General features: G+C 70.2%; 23 protein-coding genes and 1 pseudogene. 2 read left to right on the top strand and 22 right to left on the bottom strand.

Going from position 1 to position 24,804, the window contains the following annotated elements:
* Positions 1 to 386: 386 nt before the first annotated feature.
* From ABNX41_RS08775 to ABNX41_RS08750, 6 genes are all read right to left on the bottom strand, one after another.
* Positions 387 to 1,586, bottom strand: a complete 1,200-nt coding sequence (locus ABNX41_RS08775; RefSeq protein WP_438669366.1) for a pyridoxal phosphate-dependent aminotransferase — start codon at positions 1,584 to 1,586, stop codon at positions 387 to 389.
* Positions 1,587 to 1,627: 41 nt separating this feature from the next.
* Positions 1,628 to 2,374: a TetR/AcrR family transcriptional regulator gene (locus ABNX41_RS08770; protein WP_438669340.1), complete on the bottom strand. Its 747-nt coding sequence runs from the start codon at positions 2,372 to 2,374 to the stop codon at positions 1,628 to 1,630.
* A gap of 133 nt (positions 2,375 to 2,507) precedes the next feature.
* Positions 2,508 to 3,413, bottom strand: coding sequence for a cation diffusion facilitator family transporter (locus tag ABNX41_RS08765; RefSeq protein WP_438669339.1), 906 nt, complete (start codon positions 3,411 to 3,413; stop codon positions 2,508 to 2,510).
* Positions 3,414 to 3,738: 325 nt separating this feature from the next.
* Positions 3,739 to 4,908 carry a class I SAM-dependent methyltransferase gene (locus ABNX41_RS08760; RefSeq protein WP_438669338.1) on the bottom strand — a complete coding sequence of 390 codons (1,170 nt, stop codon included), beginning with the start codon at positions 4,906 to 4,908 and terminating at the stop codon, positions 3,739 to 3,741.
* A 202-nt stretch (positions 4,909 to 5,110) separates the two neighbouring features.
* A complete protein-coding gene (gene prpB, locus ABNX41_RS08755; protein WP_438669337.1) occupies positions 5,111 to 6,073 on the bottom strand; it encodes a methylisocitrate lyase in 963 nt (320 codons plus the stop codon).
* A 1-nt stretch (position 6,074) separates the two neighbouring features.
* Positions 6,075 to 6,578, bottom strand: coding sequence for a citrate/2-methylcitrate synthase (locus tag ABNX41_RS08750; RefSeq protein WP_438669365.1), 504 nt, complete (start codon positions 6,576 to 6,578; stop codon positions 6,075 to 6,077).
* Between the two features lie 38 nt (positions 6,579 to 6,616).
* On the opposite strand from ABNX41_RS08750, the pseudogene ABNX41_RS08745 reads away from it, so the two are divergent.
* Positions 6,617 to 7,244, top strand: a pseudogene (locus tag ABNX41_RS08745) (helix-turn-helix domain-containing protein).
* A 57-nt stretch (positions 7,245 to 7,301) separates the two neighbouring features.
* On the opposite strand, the gene ABNX41_RS08740 reads toward ABNX41_RS08745, so the two are convergent.
* From ABNX41_RS08740 to ABNX41_RS08730, 3 genes are all read right to left on the bottom strand, one after another.
* Positions 7,302 to 8,195, bottom strand: a complete 894-nt coding sequence (locus ABNX41_RS08740) for a NaeI family type II restriction endonuclease (protein WP_438669336.1) — start codon at positions 8,193 to 8,195, stop codon at positions 7,302 to 7,304.
* Positions 8,192 to 9,139 carry a DNA cytosine methyltransferase gene (locus ABNX41_RS08735; protein ID WP_438669335.1) on the bottom strand — a complete coding sequence of 316 codons (948 nt, stop codon included), beginning with the start codon at positions 9,137 to 9,139 and terminating at the stop codon, positions 8,192 to 8,194. The genes ABNX41_RS08740 and ABNX41_RS08735 overlap by 4 nt, the downstream gene beginning before the upstream one ends.
* A 134-nt stretch (positions 9,140 to 9,273) precedes the next feature.
* Positions 9,274 to 9,693 carry a MarR family winged helix-turn-helix transcriptional regulator gene (locus tag ABNX41_RS08730; protein ID WP_438669334.1) on the bottom strand — a complete coding sequence of 140 codons (420 nt, stop codon included), beginning with the start codon at positions 9,691 to 9,693 and terminating at the stop codon, positions 9,274 to 9,276.
* Positions 9,694 to 9,789: 96 nt separating this feature from the next.
* Here ABNX41_RS08730 and ABNX41_RS08725 point away from each other — a divergent pair, with 96 nt between their 5' ends.
* Positions 9,790 to 10,971 carry a substrate-binding domain-containing protein gene (locus tag ABNX41_RS08725; RefSeq protein ID WP_438669333.1) on the top strand — a complete coding sequence of 394 codons (1,182 nt, stop codon included), beginning with the start codon at positions 9,790 to 9,792 and terminating at the stop codon, positions 10,969 to 10,971.
* Between the two features lie 17 nt (positions 10,972 to 10,988).
* Here ABNX41_RS08725 and ABNX41_RS08720 read toward each other — a convergent pair whose 3' ends face one another.
* From ABNX41_RS08720 to ABNX41_RS08660, 13 genes are all read right to left on the bottom strand, one after another.
* Positions 10,989 to 12,242, bottom strand: coding sequence for a Zn-dependent hydrolase (locus ABNX41_RS08720; RefSeq protein WP_438669332.1), 1,254 nt, complete (start codon positions 12,240 to 12,242; stop codon positions 10,989 to 10,991).
* On the bottom strand, positions 12,239 to 13,738 hold the full coding sequence (locus ABNX41_RS08715; protein WP_438669331.1) for an aldehyde dehydrogenase family protein: 1,500 nt from the start codon (positions 13,736 to 13,738) through the stop codon (positions 12,239 to 12,241). Before ABNX41_RS08715 ends, ABNX41_RS08720 begins: the two co-directional genes overlap by 4 nt.
* 8 nt (positions 13,739 to 13,746) lie before the next feature.
* On the bottom strand, positions 13,747 to 14,046 hold the full coding sequence (locus tag ABNX41_RS08710) for a putative quinol monooxygenase (RefSeq protein ID WP_438669330.1): 300 nt from the start codon (positions 14,044 to 14,046) through the stop codon (positions 13,747 to 13,749).
* Between the two features lie 23 nt (positions 14,047 to 14,069).
* Positions 14,070 to 14,795, bottom strand: a complete 726-nt coding sequence (locus tag ABNX41_RS08705) for an ABC transporter ATP-binding protein (protein WP_438669329.1) — start codon at positions 14,793 to 14,795, stop codon at positions 14,070 to 14,072.
* Positions 14,788 to 15,504, bottom strand: a complete 717-nt coding sequence (locus ABNX41_RS08700) for an ATP-binding cassette domain-containing protein (RefSeq protein ID WP_438669328.1) — start codon at positions 15,502 to 15,504, stop codon at positions 14,788 to 14,790. Before ABNX41_RS08700 ends, ABNX41_RS08705 begins: the two co-directional genes overlap by 8 nt.
* Complete coding sequence (locus tag ABNX41_RS08695; protein WP_438669327.1) at positions 15,501 to 16,514, bottom strand: ABC transporter permease subunit; 1,014 nt, start codon at positions 16,512 to 16,514, stop codon at positions 15,501 to 15,503. The genes ABNX41_RS08700 and ABNX41_RS08695 overlap by 4 nt, the downstream gene beginning before the upstream one ends.
* Complete coding sequence (locus ABNX41_RS08690) at positions 16,514 to 17,380, bottom strand: branched-chain amino acid ABC transporter permease (RefSeq protein ID WP_438669326.1); 867 nt, start codon at positions 17,378 to 17,380, stop codon at positions 16,514 to 16,516. The genes ABNX41_RS08695 and ABNX41_RS08690 overlap by 1 nt, the downstream gene beginning before the upstream one ends.
* A gap of 259 nt (positions 17,381 to 17,639) precedes the next feature.
* Positions 17,640 to 18,860, bottom strand: a complete 1,221-nt coding sequence (locus ABNX41_RS08685) for an urea ABC transporter substrate-binding protein (RefSeq protein ID WP_438669325.1) — start codon at positions 18,858 to 18,860, stop codon at positions 17,640 to 17,642.
* A gap of 348 nt (positions 18,861 to 19,208) precedes the next feature.
* Positions 19,209 to 19,871 carry a GntR family transcriptional regulator gene (locus ABNX41_RS08680; RefSeq protein WP_438669324.1) on the bottom strand — a complete coding sequence of 221 codons (663 nt, stop codon included), beginning with the start codon at positions 19,869 to 19,871 and terminating at the stop codon, positions 19,209 to 19,211.
* An 83-nt stretch (positions 19,872 to 19,954) separates the two neighbouring features.
* Entirely contained in the window at positions 19,955 to 20,974 is a 1,020-nt protein-coding gene (locus ABNX41_RS08675; RefSeq protein ID WP_438669323.1) for an NUDIX domain-containing protein, read from the bottom strand.
* Positions 20,971 to 21,417: a TrgA family protein gene (locus ABNX41_RS08670; protein WP_438669322.1), complete on the bottom strand. Its 447-nt coding sequence runs from the start codon at positions 21,415 to 21,417 to the stop codon at positions 20,971 to 20,973. Before ABNX41_RS08670 ends, ABNX41_RS08675 begins: the two co-directional genes overlap by 4 nt.
* Positions 21,418 to 21,530: 113 nt before the next feature.
* Positions 21,531 to 22,793, bottom strand: coding sequence for a class I SAM-dependent methyltransferase (locus ABNX41_RS08665; RefSeq protein WP_438669321.1), 1,263 nt, complete (start codon positions 22,791 to 22,793; stop codon positions 21,531 to 21,533).
* Positions 22,794 to 22,850: 57 nt separating this feature from the next.
* A complete protein-coding gene (locus tag ABNX41_RS08660; protein WP_438669320.1) occupies positions 22,851 to 24,278 on the bottom strand; it encodes a cryptochrome/photolyase family protein in 1,428 nt (475 codons plus the stop codon).
* Between the last annotated feature and the right edge of the window lie 526 nt (positions 24,279 to 24,804).

Genomic DNA, 24,804 nt, shown 5'->3' with positions numbered 1-24,804 from the left:
CGGGCCCTTCGTCGCATTAGCGGTCTTCGCACCGAACCCCAGTCTTCCCGAAACCCCAGTCTTCCCGAAACTCCGGTCTTCCCGAAACTCCGGTCTTCTCCGCATTCCACGCGCCGCCGCCTCCAACCGCCCCCCAGATCCAGCACCCCGACGCCCCGGAGAACACCGCAAGACCCGGACCCGACAAAAGGACGCGCCGCTTTCCCCTTTCTTCTTTGCAGAAATATCCCGGGGGTGAGGCGCCAAAGGCGCCGAGGGGGCAGCGCCCCCCCCCCCCCCCCCCCCCCCCCCCCCCCCCCCTCCCCACCCGCCCGACCTTCCCCGCGCAAGAGCCGATCCCGCCCCCCCGGGACGGACATCACGAGCCGCGATCCCAGCCCCCGGCCCTAGCCCCGGGACGCCGCCAGATCCCGGGCCAGATCCCGGGCATGCCGCGCGATCCGCCGCGCGGCCTCGGCCGTGGCCTCGTCCGATGCGGTCAGCGAAAGCCGCAGCCAGCCCGCAAGGCCCGCGCCGAAACTCTCGCCCGGCATGGCGGCAACGCCGCGCTCTTCCAGCAGGCCAAGCGCGAATGCCTCGCCCGAAAGCCCGGTCGCCCGCACGTCCAGCAGGCAGAACATCCCCGCCTCGGGGCGGTGAAGGCGCAACCCCGCCACGCCCTCCAGCGCCGATGCCAGCGCCTCGGCCCGCCGCGCGAACCGCGATACCATCCCCGCCGCCACCGCCGAGGGGGCCGAGACCGCCCGCGCGGTCATGTCGGCGATGAAGGGCTGGCTGCCGAAAAGCATGGTCTCGGACAAAGGCAGCAGGCGGGCGGCGAATTCCGCGGGCCCCACCACCCAGCCCGAGCGGAACCCCGGCGCGGCATGGGATTTCGAGATCGAGGCCACCGCGATCGACCGCCCGGCCAGCTCCGGCAGGTCGAGCGGCGAAACGAAATCGACCCCCGGGAACACCAGATCCTCATAGACCTCGTCCGAGAGGATCCACAGGTCATGCGCCAGGGCAAGCCGCCCGATCGCCGCGATCTCGTCGCGGCGCAGCACCGCGCCGGTGGGATTGTGCGGAGTGTTGAGGAAGATGACCCGGGTCCGGGGGGTGATCCGCTCGGCCAGATCGGCGGCCTGCAGGCGAAAGCCGCTGTCGGGGCGCAGCCGGACCGGCACCGCCCGGGCGCCGGTCTGGGCGATCAGCCCCTCATAGGTCGCATACATCGGATCGCCCAGAAGCACCTCGTCCCCCGCCTCGACCAGGGTGCGGAAGGTGGCGTAAAGCGCGGTCTGGGTGCCGGGCAGGCAGATCACCTGATCGGTGCCGAAGGGACGCCCCCGTCGCGCGCTGTAGCGCGCGGCCAGCGCGGCCAGCAGCCCCGGCTCGCCCCGCCCGTTGGAATAGCCGGTGCGGCCCCGGCGCATCGCATCGGCCGCGGCCTCGACCAGTTCGGGCGGCGTGGGGACATCGGGCTCGCCGATGGTCAGTTCGATCACCTCGCGCCCCTCGGCCTTCAGCGCCCGGGCCCGCATGTGCAGCCGCCATTTCGCCGATCCCAGACCCGAGAGCCTTTCGCTCACGCCCGCATATTTCATCTTGGTCGCCTCATGCCGGATGATGCCTCGCCCCCAGGTCTTCACATCCGCCCCGTGTCGGGACGGGCGGGCTTCGGGTGCCACTCGCCCTCGTCTTCGGGGCGCGGGACGCGCAATTCGGGAACGAAAGTGTCGAAGCGCATCAGATCGACCCCCAGGATGGCGCCGACCGCGCGCAGGCCGATCCGCACCACCTCGCCCGGGGCGAAGCCCGCGGGCAGGACCGAGCCCTCGAGCCACAGCCCGTCGATCACCGCCGTGCAGGCGATGGCCTCTTGGCGCAGCCGCGCGGGCGGGACCCTGGCGCCCCCGGCCGGGTGTTCCAGATCGGGGCGGTCCAGATCGGCGACCAGGCCCTGAAGCCGGTCGCGGAAGCGCAGGTAGCCGCGCTCATGCCGGGCGCGGAGCGCGGCATCGGCCTGGACCCGGTGCAGATAGCCCGCCCAGAGGCCGACCGCCGCAATATCCAGCACCGGAGGGCGCAGCGCGGCGGCGACGAAGGCGGCCAGACGCTCGCCCGGCTCGGCCCCGACGCCTTCGAGCGCGTCGAGCCCCTTGTCGGTCATCGCATCCATCATCGTGCCATAGGCCTCGCGCAGCAGGTCCTCCTTGGTGCCGAAGTAATGCCGGATCAGCCCCTGGGTGACGCCCGCCCGCGCCGCGATGGCGCGCACGGTCGCGGCCTGCACGCCGCCCTCGGACACGAGGCTGCGGGCGGCGAGGATCAGGGCCTCGCGGCGGTTTTCGACGCCCTCGCGCAGATGGGGGTCCTGGTCGGGGGGAATCATGCTCGGGCCCATGCTATACGGGCGTATAATCCCGCAGCGCCGCGACGCCCGCAAGGGGCGGACGGACGCCGGACCGGGACTGGGGCCGGGATTGGGGCGGGACTGGGCCAGGGACTGGAGCCGGGACAGGCGATCAGGCCGGGGGATCGCAATCCCCGGCCACATCCTGGTGGATGATCACGTCGCTTTGGGGAAATTCCGCCATGATCGCCCGGCGCAGGCCCGCGCCGATGTCATGAGCCTCGCGCAGGGGCAGCGCGCCGTCCAGCTCGACATGCAGGTTGACGAAGATCCGGCTGCCCGCAGTGCGGGTCTTGAGATCGTGGAACCCCTGCACCCCCGGCCAGCCCGAGGCCAGCTCGCCGATCCGGGCGATGATCGCGGGATCGGCGCGGCGGTCCATCAGCGCGTCCCAGGCGGCGCGGCCGATCCGCCCGGCATTGACCAGCATGTAGCCCGCCGCCGCCAGCGCCACGACCGCATCCACCCCGCCCAGACCGAACCGCCCCGAAAGCCAGAGCGCCAGCACCGCCCCCGCCGAGGGCAGCAGGTCGCCCAGGTAATGCAGCCGGTCGGCGGCGACGACGCGGTTTCCGGTCAGCCGCGCGACCCGGCCCTGCCACCAGACCAGCACGAGCGTCAACAGCATCGAGATCACCATGACCACGATGCCCTCGGATTGCGCGGCAAGTGCCGCGGGCACCCCCGACAGCAGCCGCGCCACCGCGCTCCACCCGATCAGGAGGGCGGAGAGCGCGATCAGCAGCGACTGGCCGAGCGCCGCCAGATCCTCGACCGAGGTATGGCCGAAGGCGTGGTCCTCGTCCGCGGGGCGGGCGGCGTAGAGGATCGCCAGCGCCGCCCCCGCCGACATCAGCAGATCCACCGCGCTGTCCGCGAGCGAGGCGGCGATCGACAGCGCCCCGGTGGCGTAGAGCGCCCAGAGTTTCAGCGCGACCAGCGCCAGCGCCACGACAACCGAGGCGATCCCCGCCGAGAGGCCGAGCCGGGCGGATGTGGATCGGGTGGGTGTCGCCATGGCTGGTCCCTGCCTTGCAAACCGATGGGCGGCCGCCTCTGGGGCGGGGCCGGTCCTTCGGTGTCGTCGGATGGCGCCTGCCCGGCGGCCGCGCGTTGCGGGCGGAGCTTACAGCGGCGGGCGGATATGGGAAGGGGGCGCTGCCCCCTCGGCCCGTTCCGGGCCTCACCCCCGGGATATTTTTGCAAAGAAGAAAGGAATGAGGGCCGGAGCGGGCTTGGGGCGGTTTTCGTTCGAGGGGGCTGCGTCCGGTTTTCGCGGGGTTTCGGGAGCGAGGCGGGTGGCGGGGCGGGCCCGGGACGGCGGGTGGCTTTCCGGCCCGGGTTCAGCGCCGCCAGGGGAAGAAGCGGTTGCGCCTGGCCGGGGCGGGCTGGTTTTCCTGGGGAGAGGGGGAGCGGGGGGAGAGGAAGGATTGGGCGACATAGCCCGTCCTTTCCCAGAAGAAGCCGCGCGGCGAGGCCCGAAGGCCCAGCCCGGCGATCCGCGCGATGTCCCAGTTCTGCTCGGCCCGGCCCAGCATCATGCGCGCGGCCTCGTGGTTCACCGAAAGCAGGTCCGAGCCGGTCTCGGCGATGATGCGGAAATAGCCGTCCACCGCCTTGCGCGACATCTCGACGAAAGCGTCGAAATTCATGTAGAGCGCGCCCCGGAGCCCCTGGAGCGGTTCAAGCGAGAAGGCGCTGACGATGTTGACATGGCCGGGGTCGGTGACGATCCGCTCGGGCCAGAGCGAGCAGCGGATGCCGTTGGCGACCAGGAAGGCATATTGCACGAAGCCCACCACCGGCAGGTCGACGATGACATAGGGAGTGCTGCCGTCGCAGGATATGTTGTAGGCGGTGCGGCCGATCCCGCCGCCGATCTCGACGATCGCACTGTGGCGCCTTTGCGAGCGGGCGAGATGGTCGCGATATTCGCGCAAATAGCCCAAGCTGATGGCCTGGCGGTGGCCGAGCAGGCCATGCGGGGTGTCGAGGCCGACCGCCCCCGCCACGCTGCGCGGCAAGGGCGCCTTGAACCCGAGGGCGGCGCGCACGTCCTTGAGGATACGGTCGGCCTGATCCTCGACCAGATAGGGGTAGTTCTCGTCCTGTTCGGGATTGAAGGCGCGCACCACGCCGAGCGCCATCGCGCAGCGCAGAAGCGTCGCATAGATCACCCTGGCGTGGTAATCCTGCTGGGTGGCGCTTTCCGAGATGATCCGGGTGTGCCGCTGGTGCTGGTCGAACCCTTCGGTGACATGGCCGTGGTGGAGGGTGGCGAGGATCTCATGCACCCGGGCGGCGTCGCGCGCGAAGATCGCGTCGGCCAAGGGCTTCTGGCCGCCCTCGACATGGCGCTTCCAGACCGTATCCTCGTCCAGCGTGCCGAAGATCCGCTCGCTGCGGATGGCGGCGAGGGCCTGCCTGCATTGCGCCAGCGTGAGAAGCTCGAGCGGCGCCTTGGCGAAGGCCAGTTTCGGCCGGGCCGACATCTTGGGCGGCTGGGTCAGCATGGGGATCCGTCCACATGGCCGGGGCGCGGTTCCGGCGCCCCGGCCGGGGAAAGGGCGTTCATGTTCTGGCGCATCTGCAAGTTCCCGGCCCCTGTGATTCGCCCGGCGCATCGCCCTTCCCCTAAATGCGCGCCGCCCGCATGTCCAGCGGGCCCCGGGGCTTGGCCCCCCGCCCGGCGGAAACCGGGGGGCGGCGCGGGGTTCAGGGCGCGACCGACAGGGCGATGCTGGCGTCCAGCGCCTCGAAAGCGTTGAGGCCGATGGCGTCGTAAAGCTCGGCCCTCGCCTGCATCTCGGGAAGCATGGCGGTGGTGGCGCCGTCGCGGGTCAGTGCGGCGTAGAGTTTCGCCTGCGCCTTGTTGGCCACGCGCAGGAAGGGGACCGGCCAGATCACCATATCGAAGCCCAGATCCTGGAACTCCTGCGCGGTCAGGGCGGGGGTGCGGCCGGATTCTGTCATGTTCGCCAGCAGCTTGACCCCGGGCAGGCGGGCGCGGACCTCCCTGAACATCTCGACGGAGGTCAGCGCCTCGGGGAAGATCGCATCGGCCCCGGCCTCGACATAAAGCTTCGCGCGGGCGGCGGCGCCCTCGATCCCATCGGAGGCCGCCGCATCGATGCGGGCGATGATCACCAGATCGCGCCGCGCCCGGTCGGCGGCGGCGACCGTGGCGGCCATGTCCTGGGCCGAGGCCAGCTTCTTGTCGTTCAGATGGCCGCATTTCTTGGGCAGGAGCTGGTCTTCGAGATGCACCGCCCCGGCGCCCGCCTCTTCAAAGCCGCGCACCATATGCATGACGTTCAGCGCCTCGTCATAGCCGGTGTCGCCGTCGACCAGCAAGGGCAGGCCCAAGGCGCGGGCGATCTGGCGGATGAAGAAGGCCACCTCATCGACGGTGATGATGCCCAGATCCGGCAGGCCCATCGAGGCGGTCATCGCCGCGCCGGAAAGGTAAAGCGCGTCGAACCCCGCGGCCTTGCCCTGAAGGGCTGCCTGGCCGTTATGCGCGCCCGGAAGGCGCAGGATGCCGGGGTGCGAGAGCGCGGCGCGGAAACGCTGGCCTGCGGGCGCAAGCGGCAGGCCGGGTGAAAGAGGGAGGGAAAAGATTTTGACCCGCTGGCCCGCGGGCGCGAGCGGCAGGTCGTCGGCGATCAGGTAGGGCATGTCAGGCCTTCGGTGCGGCCAGCAGGCCGCGCTTTTCGATGGGGGTGAAGGCGCGGCTGTCCGGCCCGATGTAATTGGCCGAGGGGCGGATGATCTTGTTGCCCTGCCGCTGCTCGACCACATGCGCGCCCCTGCCGGAGGTGCGCGAGATCACGAAGATCGGCGTGAACATCGCGGTCGGCACGCCGAGAAGATGGCAGGAAACGGCAGAATACCGGTCGAGGTTCGGGAACATCCGCTTTTCCGCCATCATCACCGCCTCGACCCGTTCGGCGATGTCGAACATCCTGGTGGAACCGGCGGCAACCGACAATTGCTTCGCCACCCGCTTGAGCACCAAGTTGCGCGGGTCCGAAACGGTATAGACCGGATGGCCGAAGCCGATGACGACCTCTTTGCGCGCCATCCTCGTGCGGATGTCGGCCCCGGCCTCGTCCGGGGTCTCGTAGCGTTTCTGGATCTCGAAGGCGACCTCGTTGGCGCCGCCGTGTTTCGGCCCGCGCAGCGCGCCGATGGCGCCCGCGATGGCGGAATAGATAGCGGATCGGGCTGGCGAATTACTTCGCCGGGGCGCTGGTCCTGCCCTGTCGCGCCTTCCTCGGCACGGCCGAGGCCGCGCGCTACGACATCGACCTGATCGCGCGGCGCTTCGGCCAGGGGTTCGAGACGACCTGCCACCGCCTTTCCACCCCGCAACGCCCCGAGGCGCGCGGCGTGCCCTTCTTCTTCATCCGAGGAAACCGGGCCGGGAACATCTCGAAACGCCAGTCCGCGACCGATTTCCACTTCTCGCGCATCGGCGGCTCCTGCCCGCTGCGAACATCTACGAGGCCTCGCCCGCCCGGGCGAGATCATCCGCCAGGTGGCGCAGATGCCCGACGGGCGCAGCTATCTGTGGATCGCGCGGCAGGTGCAAAGCGGCCGGGGCGGTTTCGGCGCGCCGGTCAAGACCTTTGCCATCGCGCTTGGCTGCGACCTCGCCCATGCGGAGCGGCTGGTCCATGCCCGCGGCCTCGACCTTCGCAACCCGGATACGACCACAAGGATCGGCCCCGGCTGCAAGGTCTGCGAACGCCCCACCTGCCCGCAGCGCGCCTTTCCGATGGCCGGGCGCCCGCTGGCCGCCAGCCCCGCCGAGGCCCGCTTCGCCCCCTATTCCGGCGCGGGCTGAGCGAACCGCCGCCGCCCGCGTTTCGCGAACCGCCGGGCGTGCGGACCTTGGGAGGGCCTAGAGCGCCGACCGGATCCGCCATCCGCAGGTGGCGCAAAGCTCTTCCTCCTCGGGCCGGACCCGATGCGAGATGAAATCGCCCGGCCCGCAGCGCGGCAGCCCCAGGGCCCGGATCAGCACCGCGTCATAGGTGCCGCTCAGCAGCACGATCCCCTCGGCCGCCAGCCGGTTGCGGCTGCCCGACGGGCCGTCCGACCGGATCCGGCGCATGAAATCCTTCTGCGCCGCCGTCTCCTCGACGATCCGGCGCGAGATCGGACGGCCGGTGACGCCCCGGAACAGCGCCACGATCTTGTCGTTTCCGGTCGGGGCCGAGAAGATCCGCTCGACAAGCGGCTCGGGGATGGTGCGCCAGAAATTCGGCTCGACCGGCAGGTCGCGCAAGAGCCACAGGATCTGCGTCGTCCCGAAGGCCGAGACACCCCTCTTGCCGTCGCGATTCGCGCCCCCGGTCAGATTGGCCGGATCGGCCTGGAAGAGGCCAAGGAAGCACCGGGATTTCTGCTCGTCCAGCGCGGCCAGAAGGCAGGCGTGGCCGACCGCCTCCTGCGGGATCATCCAGTTGCCGGTGATGGTGAACTTCATGTCCACATCCGCGCCGCCGATGATGAAGTCGAGCCGCCCCTTCGGCACCCGCATCATCGCCCGCATCAGGATCTCGACCCGCGTTCCCAGATAGGTCTTCTCGGTCTTTTCCAACTGGCCGTAGGACCTGCGCCGGGTATTGACGGTGTCGACCACATCGTCGACCACCCGGCGCAGCATGCCCGGGAAACGCTCCTCCAGCGTCGTCGGGCCGCCCGAGAGCCGCTCCACCTCACGCGCGAGGCGCGAGAGTTCGGCATGCCGCGGATGGCCGGGCAGGATCAGGCTGGGGGGCGGAGACCTCATGCCACGGCATGGATCCGGCTGGAGCGGATCGCGGCCGCGATCTGGCGCCCCACCGCCTCGGCCACCGGGGGCGGGAAGGCGTTGCCGACCTGGCGATAGGCGGCGGTCTTGCGGCCGTGGAAATGCCAGTCGTCGGGAAAGCCCTGCAGCCGCGCCACCATGCGCACGGTCAGCCGCGGCATGCCGACGAAATCCGGCTCGGGCGCCTCTTCGGCCAGGGTCTTGCCGTTCACGCCAAGCGTGGCCCAGGCCGCGCGGGCGCGCGTCGGGCCAAGGTCGGGCCCGCCATGCTTTTTCGACCCGCCGACGATGGTCGGCGCGATCTCGTCGGCGCGCTCGGCCCAGGGGGCGGCCCCCGGCCAGCCCCGGGCGGCCATCAGGTCTTGCAGCACCGCGCCCACGGTCGGCGGGTTGTGATGCTGCTCGTCGGGCCATTCGAAACGGTCCGAAAACGCCTTGCGGATCGCCACGATGACCACGCGCGGGCGCAGTTGCGGCACCCCGAAATGCGAGGCGTTCAACAGCCGCCAATCCGCCACATAGCCCAGTTTCGTCAGCTTCTTCTTCAGCGACTGGCGGTAATCGACGAAAACCGCATCGAGAAATCCGCGAACGTTTTCAAGCATGACCGCCTGGGGCCGGATCTCGTCCACCAGGCGCAGCGCCTCGGGGAAAAGGTCGCGCTCGTCGTTCTTGCCCAACTGCTTTCCCGCCACCGAGAACGGCGGACAGGGCACGCCCCCGGCCAGAAGCTCGACCCCGGCGAAGGGGCGGCCGTCGAAGGCGCGCAGGTCGCCTTCCCTGACATCCCAGGCCGGACGGTTCAGGCGCAGCGTCTGGCAGGCATGCGGGTCGATCTCGACCAGGGCCTCATGCCCGAAACCGGCGCGTTCCAGGCCCAGGGCCTGGCCACCGGCACCCGCGCAAAGCTCAACCGAACGCATCGACACACCCCTTCCCGGATCTGGCCGCACCTTACCGGCGCGACCGGGGAATTTGAAGCGGCAAGGCGAAGGGGGCGGAAATATCGGGGCGCGCGGCCCGGACCGGAAGAACCGCCCCGCTCGCGCCCCTGCGGTCACTTCCGCCCGGAAAGCAGCGCCCCCAGCATGTGCTGAAGCTTGGCGACATCCTTGGGCTCGAATTCTTCGCTCAGCCGGTCTTCGTAGCGGCCGACCCGCCCGGTGGTCTGCTCGAACAACCCGCGCCCCTTTTCCGAGGCCAGGATGATCACGTTGCGCCGGTCGTTCGGATTGGGAACCCGGTAGACCAGCGCATCGACGACCATCTTGTCGACCAGCTTGGTGGCGCTTGGCGGCTGCATCCCCAGCCCCTCGCAGATATTGCCCATGCTCAGCCCGTCGGGCGCCGAATCGAGCATCGAGAGCAAGCGCCATTGATCGACCGGAAGCCCCTCGACCGCCAATTGCTTAACCAATTGGCGATTGAGCTGCATGACCAGGTGAAGAAGACTGTCGTCTAGGCTCTTGGAGGACATTTCACGGATCAAATTGTTGCGCCTGGAAACATAATAGTGGCAATCTCGGCAACGGCAATTTGAAACTTCCGCGACACGGGGATGAAAAAGGGGGCGATGATGTCGTCAGCCAATATCTCGCTGAAAGACGCCGCGGGCCTGTTCGAACGCGCGGACGCGCGCTTCGGACGCCCGGCGTTCCCCCTGCGCTTCGACCGGCCGAGCCAGGCGGCCGAGCGGGTGCGGCCGCCCCTGAAGATCGCGCTGCTGGTGCCCTTCCACGGCGCCGATGCGATCTGGGGGCCGTCCTGCCAATACAGCGCCGTCATGGCCGCGGCCGAGCTGAACGCGAAGGGCGGCATCCTGGGGCGGCAGATCGAATTGCTGGCCGCCGATGCCGGGGGCGATCCCGTCGCGGTCGAGGCGCGGGTCCGCGCGCTTCTCGACAGCGACGCGCCCGAGGTGCTGATCGGCGTCCACCTCTCCTCGGTGCGCGAGCGGCTGTCGAAAGCCTTCGGCGGGCGGCTGCCCTATATCTTCACCCCGCTCTACGAGGGCGGGATCAGCGGCGGCGGCACCTTCGCCATCGGCGAGACCCCGCGCGCGCAGCTTGCCGGGCCGGTGGATCACCTGATCCGCACCGCCCCGGCGCGGCGCTGGTATCTTCTGGGCCATGACTACATCTGGCCGCGCAAGACCCATGCCTGGCTGGCCCGGCATCTGGCGCAGCGCGGCGCCGAGGTGGTGGGCGAGGAATATCATGCCCTGTCGGAAGAGGATTTCGCCCCGGTCCTGGACCGGATCGAGGCCGCCCGGCCCGATATGGTGATGCAATCCCTGGTCGGCTCGGCCTGTCTGGAGTTCAACCGCGCCTTTGCCCGACGCGGCCTGAGCCGCAAGATCCTGCGGCTGAGCGGCGCGCTTGAGGAAAACACGCTGATGGCGCTGGAGCCCTCGGCACGCGAGAACCTCTATTGCGCGTCGAGCTATTTTTCCTCGCTCGACACGCCCGGCAACCGTTCGTTCCAGGGGCGCTATTACGCGGTCTTCGGCAAGAACGCCCCGGTGCAGAGCGTGCTGAGCATCTCGTGCTACGAGGGGCTGCATTTCCTTGCCGCGCTGGCAGGCCAGGCCGGAAGCCTGCGCCTGCCCCGGCTGGAGGACGCCTTTCGCGGCGGGCTGTGGTTCGAGGCGGCGCGCGGGCCGGTGCGGCTGAGGAACGGCATGGTGGTCGCGCCCAGCTATCTGGCGAAGGCCGGCGCGACCGGGTTCGAGATCGTCGGGCGGTTCGATCCCTGAGCGGGCCCTGAACGGGATCAGAGCATGCGATCCAGATGCAGGACCGCGCCCAGAAGCAGCTCCGCCCCCAAGAGGCAATCGGCATCGGCGGTATATTCCGCCGGATTGTGGCTCAGCCCGTCCTTGGACGGCACGAAGATCATCGCCGTCGGCACCAGCCCGGCCAGATTGACCGCGTCATGGCCCGCGCCCGAGAGCATCGAGAAGGCCTCAAGCCCCAGATCCGCCATCGCGGCCCGCACCGCCGCGATCGCGACCGGCGCGAAACGGACCGGCGGGCTGGCCGAGACCGGGGTCAGCCGGGCCCCGATCCCGCCAGCGGCGATCCCATCGGTCTCGATCCCCGCCACCAGCGCCTTCAGCCGCGCCTCCAGCCGGTCCAGCCCCTCGGGCTCGGCATGGCGCAGATCCACGCTCATCCGCAGCGCGCCGGGCACCACATTGCGGGACGGCCGGTCGAGGTCGACCTCGCCGAAGGTCGCGAGCCCGCCCTCTTCCGCCGCCGCCTCCGAAAGCGCCAGCGCCAGCCGCGCGGCGGCAAGAAAGGCGTCGCGGCGGTCGTCGAAGGGCGTGGTCCCGGCATGGGCGGCGCGCCCGGCGATCCGCAGGTCATACCAGCGCAGCCCCTGGACGCCGGTGACCGCCGCCGCCCGCAGCCCCCTGCGCTCCAGGACCGGGCCCTGCTCGATATGCAGCTCCAGCCAGGCCGCCAGCCGCGTCGCGCCGGGCACAAGCGGCCCCGCCGCCCCGATCGCATCCAGCGCCGCGCCCAGCGTCACGCCGTCGCGGTCGGCAACCGCCCGCATCGCCGCCAGGTCATGGATCCCGGCATGGATGCCCGAGCCCAGCATGGTCGGGGCGAAGCGCGCGCCCTCCTCATTGGTCCAGTTCACGAGGCAGAGGGGGTGGCGCGTCTCCACCCCCTCTGCGCGCAGCGCCCGGATCACGGCCAGCCCGCCCAGCACCCCCAGAATGCCGTCGAACCGCCCGCCGGTGGGCTGCGTGTCCAGATGAGAGCCGAAGCCGATGGGCGGCAGCGCCGGATCGCCGCCCGGGAAATGGGCGAAGACATTGCCGATCCGGTCGCGCTCCACCCGTCCGCCAAGGCCTTCGACCGCCCGCGACAGCCAGTCGCGCACCCGGGCATCCTCGGGGCTCAGCGTCAGGCGGCGGATGCCGCCCTCCGCCGTCGCGCCGATCCGCGCGGTCTCGCGCAGGTCGCGCAGCAGCCGCGCGCCGTCGATCCGGGACCGCGCGGGCGAGACGCTCACAACTGGATCCCCACCGATTTCACCTCGGTGTATAGCAGGATCGCCTCATAGCCCTGCTCGCGCCCCCAGCCCGACTGGCGGAAGCCGCCGAAGGGCAAGGCCGGGTCGATGACGTGATGGGTGTTGACGCCGATGGTCCCGGCCTTGAGCCGCCGCGCCACCCGATGCGCCCGCCCGACGTCGCGGGTGAAGACCGAGGCCGCAAGGCCGTAGATCGAGGCATTGGCCTCGTCGACGATGCTCTCGGCCTCGTCATCGCCGAAGCTGCGTGCCACCAGGACCGGGCCGAAGATCTCCTCGCGCACAACGCGCATCGCGGCGGTGGTCTCGCTCAGGATGGTGGGTTCCAGGAAATAGCCGCTCTCGCCCACCCGGTTGCCCCCGGAATAAAGCCTTGCGCCCTCGCGCTGGCCTTCGGCGACATAGGCGGTGACGCGGGCGAACTGCTCTTCCGAGACCAGCGGCCCGATCTGGGTCGCGGGGTCGAGCCCCTTGCCGATCTTCATCCCGCGCGCGAATTCCGCCACGCCCGCAAGCACGCGCTCGGCCACCTTCTCATGCACGTAAAGCCGGGTGCCGGCGGTGCAGGTCTGGCCCATGTTGTAGAAGCAACCATAGGCCAGGGCGGGGATCGCGGCCTCGACATCGGCATCGTCGAAGACGATCATCGGGCTTTTGCCGCCAAGCTCCAGCGAGACCTTCTTGAGGTTGCCCTTCGCGGCGTCGAGGATCAGCCGCCCCACCTCGGTCGAGCCGGTGAAGGCGATCTTGTCCACCGAAGGGTGCGCGGCAAGCGCGGCGCCCGCCGTCTCTCCCCTGCCGTTCACCACGTTGAAGACGCCGGGCGGGAAACCGGCCTCGACCACCAGCTCGGCCAGGCGCAGCGCGGTCAAGGGGGTCTGTTCGGCCGGTTTCAGCACGATGGTGCAACCGGCGGCCAGCGCGGGCGCCACCTTCCAGCACATCATCATGAAAGAGAAGTTCCACGGCACGATCTGGCCGCAGACGCCCACGGGCTCGCGCAAAGTATAGGCATGGACCGGCGCGCCCGAGGTCAGCGGGATCGTCTCGCCATGGATCTTGGTCGCCCAGCCCGCCATGTAGCGAAACAGCTCATAGGAAAAAGCCACATCGCCCATCCGCGCGTCCGTCACGGGCTTGCCGTTGTCCAAGGCCTCCAACTGGGCGAATTCGTCGGCATGCTCCTCGATCAGATCGCCAAGCCGCCACACCAGTTTCGAACGCGCCATCGGCGACAGTTCCGACCAGGGACCATGGTCGAAGGCCGCCCGCGCCGCCGCCACCGCGCGGTCGATATCGGCCGCATCGCCCTCGGCGACATGGGCGAAGACCTCGCCGGTCGAGGGGTCGATCACCGGCAACGTCCGGCCCGAGGCCGCATCCACCCATTCGCCGTCGATATGCAGCCTGCCCGCCCGCGCCAGAAAGGCGGTGGCATCGGCGCCCAGAAGGGCCAGAGTCTCATGCACAGACATGTCGCACCTCAGGCCCGGGCCGAGAGTTCGGTCGCGGTGACCAGCACCACCTCGCCGTCGAGGATCGGCTTCACGATCTCGAAAAACCGCGCGCAGGCGGCGGAATTGTTGTGCCGGTCCATGGCGTCCCTGTCGCGGAACCGCTCGTAGGTGGTCATCACGCAGGGGTCGCTGTCCGAGCGGCTGACGAAAAAGCCCAGCGTGTCGGGCTCGTTCGCCTCGACATGGCGGGCCACCTCGGCCAGGGCATGGGCCAGCGTGTCCTCATAGCCCGGGCGCACGCGGATGATCGCGGAAATGGTTTGCATGGCAGCTCTCCTTCTTCTGGGTGTCAGTAGCCTGCGGCTTGCAGGTCGAATTCATCGGCCAGCCCGCTGTCGCGGAAGGCGGCGGCGGGAACCGCATGGGTCAGTTCGCCGCGCCGGATGATCTGGACGCGGTCGGCCAGGCCCAGCAGGAAATCCAGGTTCTGCTCGACCAGCAGCACCGAGAGGCCGCGCGCCCTGGCAAGGCGGGAAAGCGTCTCGCGGATCTCTTCGATGATCGAGGGCTGGATGCCTTCGGTCGGCTCGTCCATCAGCATCAGCGCGGGCCTGGCGCAAAGGCAGCGGGCCAGCGCGAGGATCTGCTGCTCGCCACCCGAAAGGACGCCGCCCGGCCGGTTCAGGATCGGCTTGAGGCGGGGCAGATCCTCCACCACCTCCTCGACGATCAGCGCCGCCTCGCGCCGGGTCGCGTGGCTGGCGCCGACCTCAAGGTTTTCCATCACCGAAAGCTGGGCGAAGATCTGGCGGCCCTGCGGGATCAGGCCCAGCCCCAGCCGGGCCCGCCGCGCGGCGCTCTGGCGCGCGATGCCCTGGCCCCGGAAGCGCAGGGTTCCGCCCGTGACCGGCAGATGCCCGGCGATGGTGCGCAAGAGCGTGGTCTTGCCCATGCCGTTGTGGCCCAGGATGCCCAGGCATTCCCCGGTTCGCAGCGACAGATCCGCGCCATGCAGGATCGGGATGCGGCCGTAGCCCGCCCTGAGCCCGGCGATGTCGAGAAGCGTTTCAGCCATTGCCCTTCCCCAGATAGACATCGCGCACGACCGGATCGCCCAGCACCGCCTGCACCGGCCCCTCGGTCAGGATGCGGCCCTGGTTGAAGACGGTGACGGTGCTGGCGATCGAGCGGATGAAGGTCATGTCGTGTTCGACCACCACCACGGTATGGGTGGTGTTGATCTCGCGGATGATGTCGGCCAGCCGGTTGACCTCGGTCTTGTTCATCCCGGCGGCGGGCTCGTCGAGCAGGACAAGCCGCGGGTCCGAGGCGACGATCATCGCCAGCTCCACCATCTGGCGCTGGCCATGGGCGAGATGGCCGAGGATGCGTGCGCGCAGCGCCCCGATCCCCACCCGCTCCAGCACCTCGCCGATGCGGCGGTCGCGGGCGCGCACCGGCAGGTGGCGCAGGGACAGCCAGAGGTTTTCCGCAACCGACAGCCCGTCGAACAGGCTGGGCACCTGGGTCTTGATGCCGATGCCCATCCGGGCGATCTCATGGCGCTCGCGCCCCGGGACCCGCGCGCCGTCCAGGACGATCTCGCCCCGCGTGGGCTGGTAGGTGCCGGTCAGGCAGCGGAAGAATGTGGTCTTCCCGGCGCCGTTCGGGCCGATCAGGCAGCGCAATTCGCCCTTGGTCAGGGTGAAATCCACCCCGTCCAGCGCCTTCACGCCGCCGAAATGCATCGCCACGTCGCGGGCTTGAAGCAGGACGCCGCTCATCTCGCGGCCTCCGGGGCGGGGCGATGCGCGATGCGGGCCAGAAGCCGGGCGACCAGCGGCTGAAGGCCGTTGGGCAGCAGCAGCACCATCAGCACCAGCAGCGCGCCAAGCGCGATATTCGGGTCGATCAGCCCGGCCTTCCCCAGCCAGGCCGTCAGCACCTGCAAGGCGATGCAGGCGACGACCGGGCCCAGGAAACAGCCGATGCCGCCCACCACCACCCAGATCAGCACCTGGGCCGAGGTCGCCAGCGAAAACAGCGTCGGGCTGACGAAGACGGTGGTCGCGAAGAGCACCCCCGCCAGCCCCGCCAGCATGGCGCCGATCACCCAGACCACCAGCTTCAGCGCCCGCGAATTGTAGCCCAGCAGTTCGGCCCGCACCTCGTTCTCGCGCACCGCGATCACCTCGCGGCCCAGTTTCGACACCGCGAACAGCCGCACGAGGATATAGCTCAGGATCAAGAGGCCCCCGGTCAGCCAGAACATCGCCTGCGGGCTGAGCGCGCGGCCCGAGAACGGGTCCTGCAGGGGCGGCGTGGCCGGGATGCCGTTGAAGCCGCCAAGCCGCGCGGCGCCGATCCGCCAGCCGTCGCCGCCGGTCGCGTTCATGAACTTGAAAAGGATCAGCGTCACCGTCAGCGTGATCACGCCCAGATAGACGTCGCTCAGCCGCCCGTAGAACAGGAAATAGCCAAGCATCGCCGCGAACAGCGCCGGAACCGCAAGGCCGATCAGCGCCGCAAGCCCGCTGTCGCCCAGGTTGATCGCCGCGATCGCATAGGCATAGGCGCCCAGCCCCAGGAACGCGCCCTGGCCAAAGCACAGGATGCCGCCGACGCCCCAGGTCAGGCACAGGCTCAGCGTGAAGATCGCCATGACCATCCAGGTCGTCGCGTTCAGCATGGTGTGGAAGGCCGCGCCCTCGGCCACCAGCCACAGGGCCGCGGGCCCGGCCAGCGCCGCAAGGCCCAGTTGCACCGCAAGGCTGTTCGGTTCCGGTCGCCGCATCAGGCTTTCCCCTTGAAGAAGCGCCCGGTGATCCCGGTGGGCAGAAGGCGCAGGAAGATGGTCGCCGCCAGGAGCAGCGCGATATCGCCGATCACCGGCGAGGCGAGGATGTTCATCGCCGCATTGATGGTGCCAAGCAGCCCCGAGGCCAGGCCCGCGCCCAGGATCGGGCTCGCGCCGCCGGTGATGACGGTGATGAAGGCCTTGGCGACATAGGCGACGCCCATGGTCGGCAGCACGCCCGAGACCGGCGCCAGCAGCGCGCCCGCCAGCCCGCTGAGCGCGGCGCCCACCGAGAAGGTCACGGCATAGACCCGCGCGGGCTCGATCCCCAGGCCGGCCGCCATCTCGCGGTTCTGCATGGTGGCGCGCGCCTTCAGCCCGGCCCGGGTCCGCATCAGGAACACCGCCGCCCCGGCGTAAAGCGCGACCGCGATGGCCAGCAGCACGAGGTCGTAGCTGCCCATCGCATATTCGCCGATCCGCAGCCCGCCCGTGGGCGCCGCGATCCCCACCACGCGATTGCCGAAGAAGGTGGTGGCCAGCCCGATCAGCAGCAGCGACAGCCCCCAGGTCGCCAGCATGGTGTCGATCATACGGCCGTAGAGGTGGCGGATCACCAGCCGCTCGATCACCAGGCCCAGAAGCCCGACCGCGACCGGCGCGATCACCAGCATCGAGATCCAGATGTTCACCCCGGCCTGGGTGGCGAAGACGGCGGTGAAGCCGCCCAGCATGATGAACTCGCCATGCGCCAGGTTGATCACCCGCATCATGCCGAAGATGACCGCCAGCCCCAGGCTGATCAGCGCCAGATTTCCGATGGTGGTCAGAAGCTGAAGCAGCGTGACGATGAGATAGTCCATGAAGGGTCCTTGTTGCGATGGCGCCCGCCCCCCCCGGGGTGCGAAAGCGCCCCTGGTCGAGAAGATCCGGGCGCGAAGGCGCCGCCGGTCGAAAAGATGCCGCTCGGGAAACCGCCCCCTGCGGCCCCGACTGCGGGCCCGACCCGCGGCCGGTAGCGCAGGCCGGTGGCGCTGGCCCAGGCCGCAGGGCGATGGCGTTCCCCCGCTTCGCCGCAGGGATCTCCTGCGGCGACGGCATGGGGCCTGCCTTTCGCGGGGGTTACTCGATCTCGAACTGGCGGGTCTCGTCCGGGTTCGCGACCAGATCGCAGACGGCGGCGGTATCGGCGGGCTGCTGGCTGGCGAAGGTCTGCAGGATCTCGAACCCGTGGTCCTTCACCCGGCCGATATGAACATCGGTGGCGCAGTGATGCGTCGCCCTGTCGATCACCGAGGGCCCGCCGGGTCCCTCGAAGACGATGCCGGATTCCAGCGCCTCGATCACCGCCGCCCGCTCGACCGTTCCGGCCGCGCGCACGGCATTGGCCCAGTGGTGCACGGCATTGTAGGTCGCCGAGGCATGTTCGGTCACATAGGGCGCGTCGGGGCCGAACTTGCCGTGATAGCGTTCGACGAAGGCCTTGTTGACCGGGCTGTCGACCTCTTGGAAATAGCCGAAGGCGGCATAGACGCCATCGGATTCCGGCGAGGTCAGCACGATATGCTCATTGCCGCCGCCGAAGGAGGTCGAGATGATCGGGATCTGCCCGGCCATGCCCGCCGCCGCCCATTGGCGGAAGAAGGACATGTGGTTGCCGCCGACCAGAAGCGTGTAGATCACGTCGGGCTTCTGGGCCTGGATCCTCTGGATCGTGGCCGAGAAATCGGTGACCTCCAGCGGGAAATACTCTTCCGCGATCACCTCGCCCCCGGCCTGCGAGGTGTATTCGCGCACCCATTTGGCCGAGATCGTGCCGTAATTGTAGTCGGCGGCCAGCACATAGACCTTCTTGCCCAGGTTCTCGACCGCATAGGGCAGCAGGACGCCGATGGTCTGCGCCGGGGTCGAGCCGGTCAGGAAGGTGTTGCGGTCGCAGACCCCGCCCTCGTAGAGCGGCGGGTAGAAGTAAAGCGTCCGGTAGCGCGACAGCAGCGGCCGGATCGCCTCGCGCGAGGCCGAGGTGATGCCGCCGAACACCGCCGCCGCCTGCTGCGCGGTGGCGGCCTCGGTGGCGTATTGGGCGTAGAGCTGGATGCTCGACTGCGGGTCGTATTTGGTCACATCGACCTCTCGGCCCAGAAGGCCGCCCGCCGCGTTGATCTCGGAAATCGCAAGGTCGAGACAGGCGTCGATCGGCTGGCCGTAGATCTCGAGCCCGCCGGAAAGATCGAAGATCGAGGCGACGGAAAGCGTTTCGGAGGCAAAGGCCGGGCGGGCGATCAGCGGCGCAGCCAAGGCGGTGGCCGAGGCCTGAAGCATTCTGCGGCGGGTCAGTTTCATTCGTGGTCTCCCTGTGGATGCGCCCTGCGTTTTCCATGACGCTTTTGGCACGGCCAAACTCACATGATGGAAATATTTTCGCAAGGAAAATATTTCCATCATGTAGGCGATGCGTCGGACCATGGCGGAGGGCGCTTCGACACCAACGAGGTTGCAGGGAATGGACCGGCCTGCGGGGATGAGAGGCCGCGACCCATGGCACGGCGCAAGCGTCATGGGCGCGCGCGCGGGAGGGGAATCGCGACAGGATCGCGGGCAAGGCTTCGCGTCGATCGGCAGGGCCATGCCGATTGCCGCGCCCGGGACGGCAGGGCCCGGTGGATCGGTGGATCGGTGGGGTGGGCCCTTCTAGCCCGCCGCATCCCCGGCCAGCGCGGCGCGGATCTGGTCCAGCCCCTGGGCGATGTCGCGCGCCACCGCCGCCGCCAGCGCGGGCGCATCGCCCGCCCGCATCGCGGCAAGCGCCTCGTGGTGCAGGTCGGGCAGGCCCGCCGGACCGAACCGGCCCATGACCTCACGCAGGCTGGGGCCCGCCCGCAGCCACAGCGAGCGCGCCAGATCCGAGAGCACCGGCGCACCGGCCAGATCGTAGAGCGTGAAGTGGAAATCGTGGTTGGCGCCCAGATAGCCCGGCAGGTCGCCCGCCTCCATCGCCCGGGTCACCCGCTCGTCGATCACCTCAAGCGCCGCGATCCGCTCGGGCGTCAGCATCGGACAGGCGCGCCGCGCCAGTTCCGGCTCGATCGCCAGCCGGGCGAAACCCACCTGGTCCAGCGCGGCCAGCGTCATCGGCGGCACCGCCACCCGGCGGTTGCCCTGCGGCGACAGCGCCCCCTCGGCGGTCAGGCGACGGATCGCCTCGCGCACCGGCGTCATGCCCGCGCCAAGCTCGGCCGTCAGCCCCTGGATGGTGACCGGCTGGCCGGGCGCGAGATGGCCGAAAAGCACCATGTCGCGCAGCCGCGCATAGGTCAGCTCGTGGCTGGGTATCTTGCGGCTGTCATCGGTCATGCTCGGCCCCCATCCCTTCAGGCCGCCCGTTATGACCGCCCGCGCGGCGTCGGCGCAAGCGCGAACCACCTCGCGCCGCCCGCTCAGGGCCCATCCGCATCTGCCCCCTCCGCTTCGGCCCCGCCCCCTCCTGCCCCGCCCCGCAGCCGCGCCCGCTCACGCGTGAGCCAGAGCAGCGATAGGATCAGCGGCGCGTTCGAGATCAGGCCCGATCGCAGCGCCTCGACGGCCCGCTCGAAGGGCCAGGTGAGGGCGCGGATATCCTCGCCCTCGACGGCAAGGCCGTGGAAGCTCTCGCCCTCCTGCGGCAGGTCGGTCAGCGCGACGAAGGAATAGAGATACTCGGTCGCGGCGCCCGGGCTGGGGTAGTATTCGGCCACCGGCAGCAGGGCCGAAAGCGTCAGCCCGGCCTCTTCCACCGCCTCGCGGCGCGCGGCCTCCCCGGGGGTCTCTCCGGGGTCGATGCGGCCCGCCACCGCCTCGATCTGCCAAAGCCGCCCGCCGCCCCGGCCATAGGCCCCGGCGCGGAACTGCTCGACCATCAGCACCCGGTCGCGCAACGGGTCATAGGGCAGCACGGTGACCGCATCGGTCATCACGAAGATCTCGCGCCGCAGGGGCCCGGACATGGTGCCGTCGTAGCGACGGTGGCGCAGGTCCAGCCGCTCGACGCCGAAGAAGCCGCGCCAGCCATGGTGGCGGGCCAGCAGCTCGACCTTGCCGTCCCCGACGGCATCGACGGAGGCATCGGCGCCGGCAGAGGCCGCCCGCACCGCCGAGGCCGCCCGCGACAGCATCGGCCCGCGCGCGGCGCGCAGATCCGGCGCCGGAACCGCGCCGTAAGCGGCCAGGATATCCTGCGCCAGACGCCGCTCCACCGCCGAATCGGGCGCGGTCTCGCCCTGCGTCACCTCGCGCCAGAAGGCGAGCCGGGCCGGGCCGTCCGCCCCCTCGCCCGCGATCAGCGCCGCCAGCGCGGGATCGGCGATCGCCGGGGCGGAAGCGTCCCCGCCACCAGCATCCCGGCCCGCAACCTCCCCCTCAGGCGCCGCACCGTCCCGATCCGGGCGGCCCCTGGCCCCGGTCCCCTCCTGCCCGCTCATCTCCAGCGCCGCCCCGCCGCCTCGACCACCAGGCCGCCGACGACCCCGCCCAGGACCAGCACGCCGATCACGCCCACGCTGAGCATCGCCACCGCATTCTCGATCATCAGTTCGAAGGCCCCCATCACCGCCCCCATCGGGCCCGCCTCGTTATAGGTCCGGCGAAACGCCAGTTGCACCATCTGCCAGACCGAGAACACCAAAAGCGCGAAGAAGGTCAGCGTGACCGAGGTGCGCAGCCCGGTCCCCACCGCCTCGACCCCGCCCCGCCCCGCCAGCGCGCCCGAGACCATCCAGCCGCACAGAAGGCCGATGGCGGCGGTGATCTCGCGGAAAAAGCCGATCTGGGCATTTTCGCCAAGCGCGGGCACATGGGCATTGGCGGCCAGCCAGCCCACGGCCGCGAACCAGAGCGCGGCGACGAGTTTCGCTGAGGTGGGCATCGGGCTCCTCGGGAACGGGGCTGCCCCCGGGCGCATCGGCACCGGGGCGGCGGGGCTGTCATCCTGCGCCGCAGCCCGCCCCCTCTTGCGCCCCGGCCTTGCCCCCGGGGCTCTCAGGGCCCCGGGGCAAGGCCCGGACGCGTCAGGGTGATCTGCGTCACGTCGCAGTTTCCGCCCTTGAAGGCGCCAGCGCAAGAGGTCAGGTAGAAATCCCACAGCCGCCGGAACCTGTCGTCGAAGCCAAGCCTGCGCACCTCGTCCCAGCGGACATTGAAGCTCTGGTGCCAGCGCCGCAGGGTCTGGCTGTAGCTGTCGCCGAATTCGAAGGTGTCGGCGACCTCAAGCCCCGCCCGCGCCGCCTCGCGCCGCAGCGCCGAGGGGGGCGGCAGCATGCCGCCGGGGAAGACGTATTTCTGGATGAAATCGACCGAGCGGCGGTAAAGCTCCCACCGGGTCTCGGCGATGGTGATGATCTGCAGCGTGGCGTTGCGCCCGGGCTTCAGCCGCTCGAACAGGGTGCGGAAATAGATCGGCCAGTATTTCTCGCCCACGGCCTCGAACATCTCGATACTGGCGATGCCGTCATACTGGCCGCGCGCGTCGCGATAGTCCTGAAGCCGGATCTCGACCCGGTCCGAGAGGCCCGCCCGCGCCATCCGCGCCACCGCATATTCGTATTGCGCGGGCGAGATGGTCAGGCCGGTGACCCGCATCCCGCGCCGGGCGGCGGCATATTCGGCGAAACCGCCCCAGCCGCAGCCGATCTCAAGCAGATGGTCGCCCGGTTCCGCGCCGATCCGGTCGAGAAGGCTCTGGTATTTCTGCTCTTGCGCGCGTTCGAGGCTTTCCTGGCCCGAGCGGAACAGCGCGCTGGAATAGGTCATGCTGTCGTCCAGCCATAGCCGGTAGAAATCATTGCCCAGATCGTAATGCGCCGCGATGTTGCGCCGGGCCTGGCGGCGCGAGTTCGCCTGCAGGCGGAAGCGCAGCCGCTCCCACCCGCGCAAGAGCGCGACGCCGGGGAAGGAATCGGTCAGATGCGCGTTCTCGGGCATCAGGATCAGGTCGAGAAGCGCCTGAAGGTCGGGCGTGGTCCAGCCGCCGTCCAGATAGGATTCGCAAAAGCCCAGATCGCCCTCGCGCAGCAGCCGGGCGAAAAGATCGCCATCCTCGACCCGCAGTTCGGCCCCCGGGCCGGGGCGCGCGGCCTCGGCGCGAAAGACCAGCGGGGCGGCACCATCGTTCCCCTGCGCCAGCACCTGCGGCGGCAGGACGAAATCCAGCCTGCCCGCGCCAAGGGTCAGGGCGCGCTCGAACACCTGTCGGAAATAGCGCGGCAGGCCGGTCAGCCCCGCGGTCGAGGTGAAAACGTCCATCGCATCCCCGCGACTGGTCCCACTTCCCGCTCAGGTTTCCCGAAATCCCCGCGCCGATCAAGCCTTTCCTGCGTTCCAGGCCGCCAGCGCCCGCGCGCGCCCCTCGGCCAGCCCGATCAGGGGCACGGGCGGGGGCGCGGCGGGGTCGAGCCGCCAGCGCAGCGGCGCGGCGGCGTAGAAATCATCCGCGCCCACGCCCTTCAGCCAATGGTCGCGATAGCGCCCTTCGGGATCGAATTTCTGCGCCTGGGACTGCGGGTTGAAAATGCGAAAGAACGGCGCGGCATCGGGGCCCGAACCCGCAACCCATTGCCAGTTCAGGGCATTCGCCGCCGGATCCCAGTCGGTCAGGCAATCGGCGAACCAGTCGAGGCCAAGCCGCCAATCCGTCAGCAGATGCTTGGTCAGATAGCTGGCGACGATCATCCGGGCGCGGTTGTGCATCCGGCCGGTGGCGTAAAGCTCGCGCATGGCGGCATCGACCACGGGCTCGCCGGTGCGGCCCCGCCGCCAGGCCTCGGCCTCGGCGCTGTCGCCGCGCCAGGGAAAGGCGTCCCATTCGGCGCGCCAGTTCCGCGCGCCCATCTGGGGGAAATGGTAAAGCAGGTGCCAGGCGAAGTCGCGCCATCCCAACTGGCGCAGGAAGGCCGCAGCACCAGAATCGGAGCCCGAATCGACGCCTGGATCCTGGGCGCCCTCCATCACGGACCGGGCGGCGTGCCAGATCTCGCGCGGGCCGATCTCGCCCCAGGCCAGCGGCTCCGACAGGCCCGAACAGGCCCTGCGGTCCAGCCGGTCGCGCCGCGCCGGGTAATCCGCGACCGGGCCGTGCAGGAAGTCGTGCAGCCGGTCGCGCGCCGCCGTCTCGCCGATCAGGGCATGGCGCGCGACCACCGCCGCGCCGCGCCGCATCGCCTGGCCGAGCCGCCAGTCGGCCAGCCGCTCTCCCGCGCCGGGATCGCCGTCCCAGCCCCGCAGCCGGGCGGGGCCGGGCCGGGCCGGGCCGGGATCGCGCGCGCGGATCGCGTTCCAGAACGGGGTGAAGACGCGGTAGCCGCCCCCGCCCGAGGTCTGGATCCCGAAGGGCTCGTGCAGCAGATGGCCGGGGAAGCTTTTCGCCTCGATCCCCAGCCCGCGCAACCGCGCCTTCACCGCGCTGTCGCGGGCCACGGCGGGGGCGTCGTAAAGCCGCCCCCACCACAGGCCCGAGGCGCCGGTGGCCCGCGCCAGCCGCTCCAGCACCTCACCCGCCGCCCCGCGTGCAAGGTGCAGCCGCAGCCCCTTGGCCGCAAGCGCCTGCGAAAAGGCGACAAGCGCCTCACCCAGCCGCCATCTGGCCGCCGCGCCCAGGGATTCGGTCTCGGGGTCCAGCACGAAGACCGGCAGGAGCGGACAGCCCGTCTGAGCCGCCTCGGCCAGCATGGGATTGTCGGCAAGCCGCAGGTCGCGACGAAACCACAGGATCAGGGGGGGCATGTCGGTCATGCCTCCAATCCTTACCCGCCGCGCCGCGAGGGGGCCAGAGACTTCGGCGGGCGAAATAGCAAGGGGCGGGACGCCTTTGGGGAGCGTCTAGGGGTGCCAGGAAGCGGAAGCACTCGGAAAAGCCCAAGCCTTCCGCGCTGCTGCGTCCGGGCACGCAGCCGCCCCCCCGTGAAATCCGCCGCCCACCAGACCGCATGGACGCATGGATCCGGCGACGGCATCATGTCAAGCGAGGGCGGGACCAGTCCCCGCCGAACGGACCGGCCCGGCCGCATCCACGAACGGGCCGCACCCAAGCATCCTGCGCGGCCCGGACCGAACGATGGCCGGACACCAAGCGGCGGCAGGCCTCCCCCTCCCGCGCCCCGGGACGCGCCGGGCCACCCGCCCCGGCAATGGGCCCCGCCCATGCAAGGCCGCTCCCCGCGCGGCCGGATGGCACCCGGCAAAGCCGCACCTTCAGGCCGCGCACCGAGTGCCCCCCGGGCCGGTCGCGCGGCCCCGGCCCCGACCCCGACCCTGGCCG

The organism is Pseudogemmobacter sonorensis, from assembly GCF_042762395.1.
Taxonomy (GTDB): Bacteria; Pseudomonadota; Alphaproteobacteria; order Rhodobacterales; family Rhodobacteraceae; genus Pseudogemmobacter; species Pseudogemmobacter sonorensis.
Note: the sequence above shows the minus strand (reverse complement) of the source record. Positions and strands in the feature narration are given on the sequence as shown.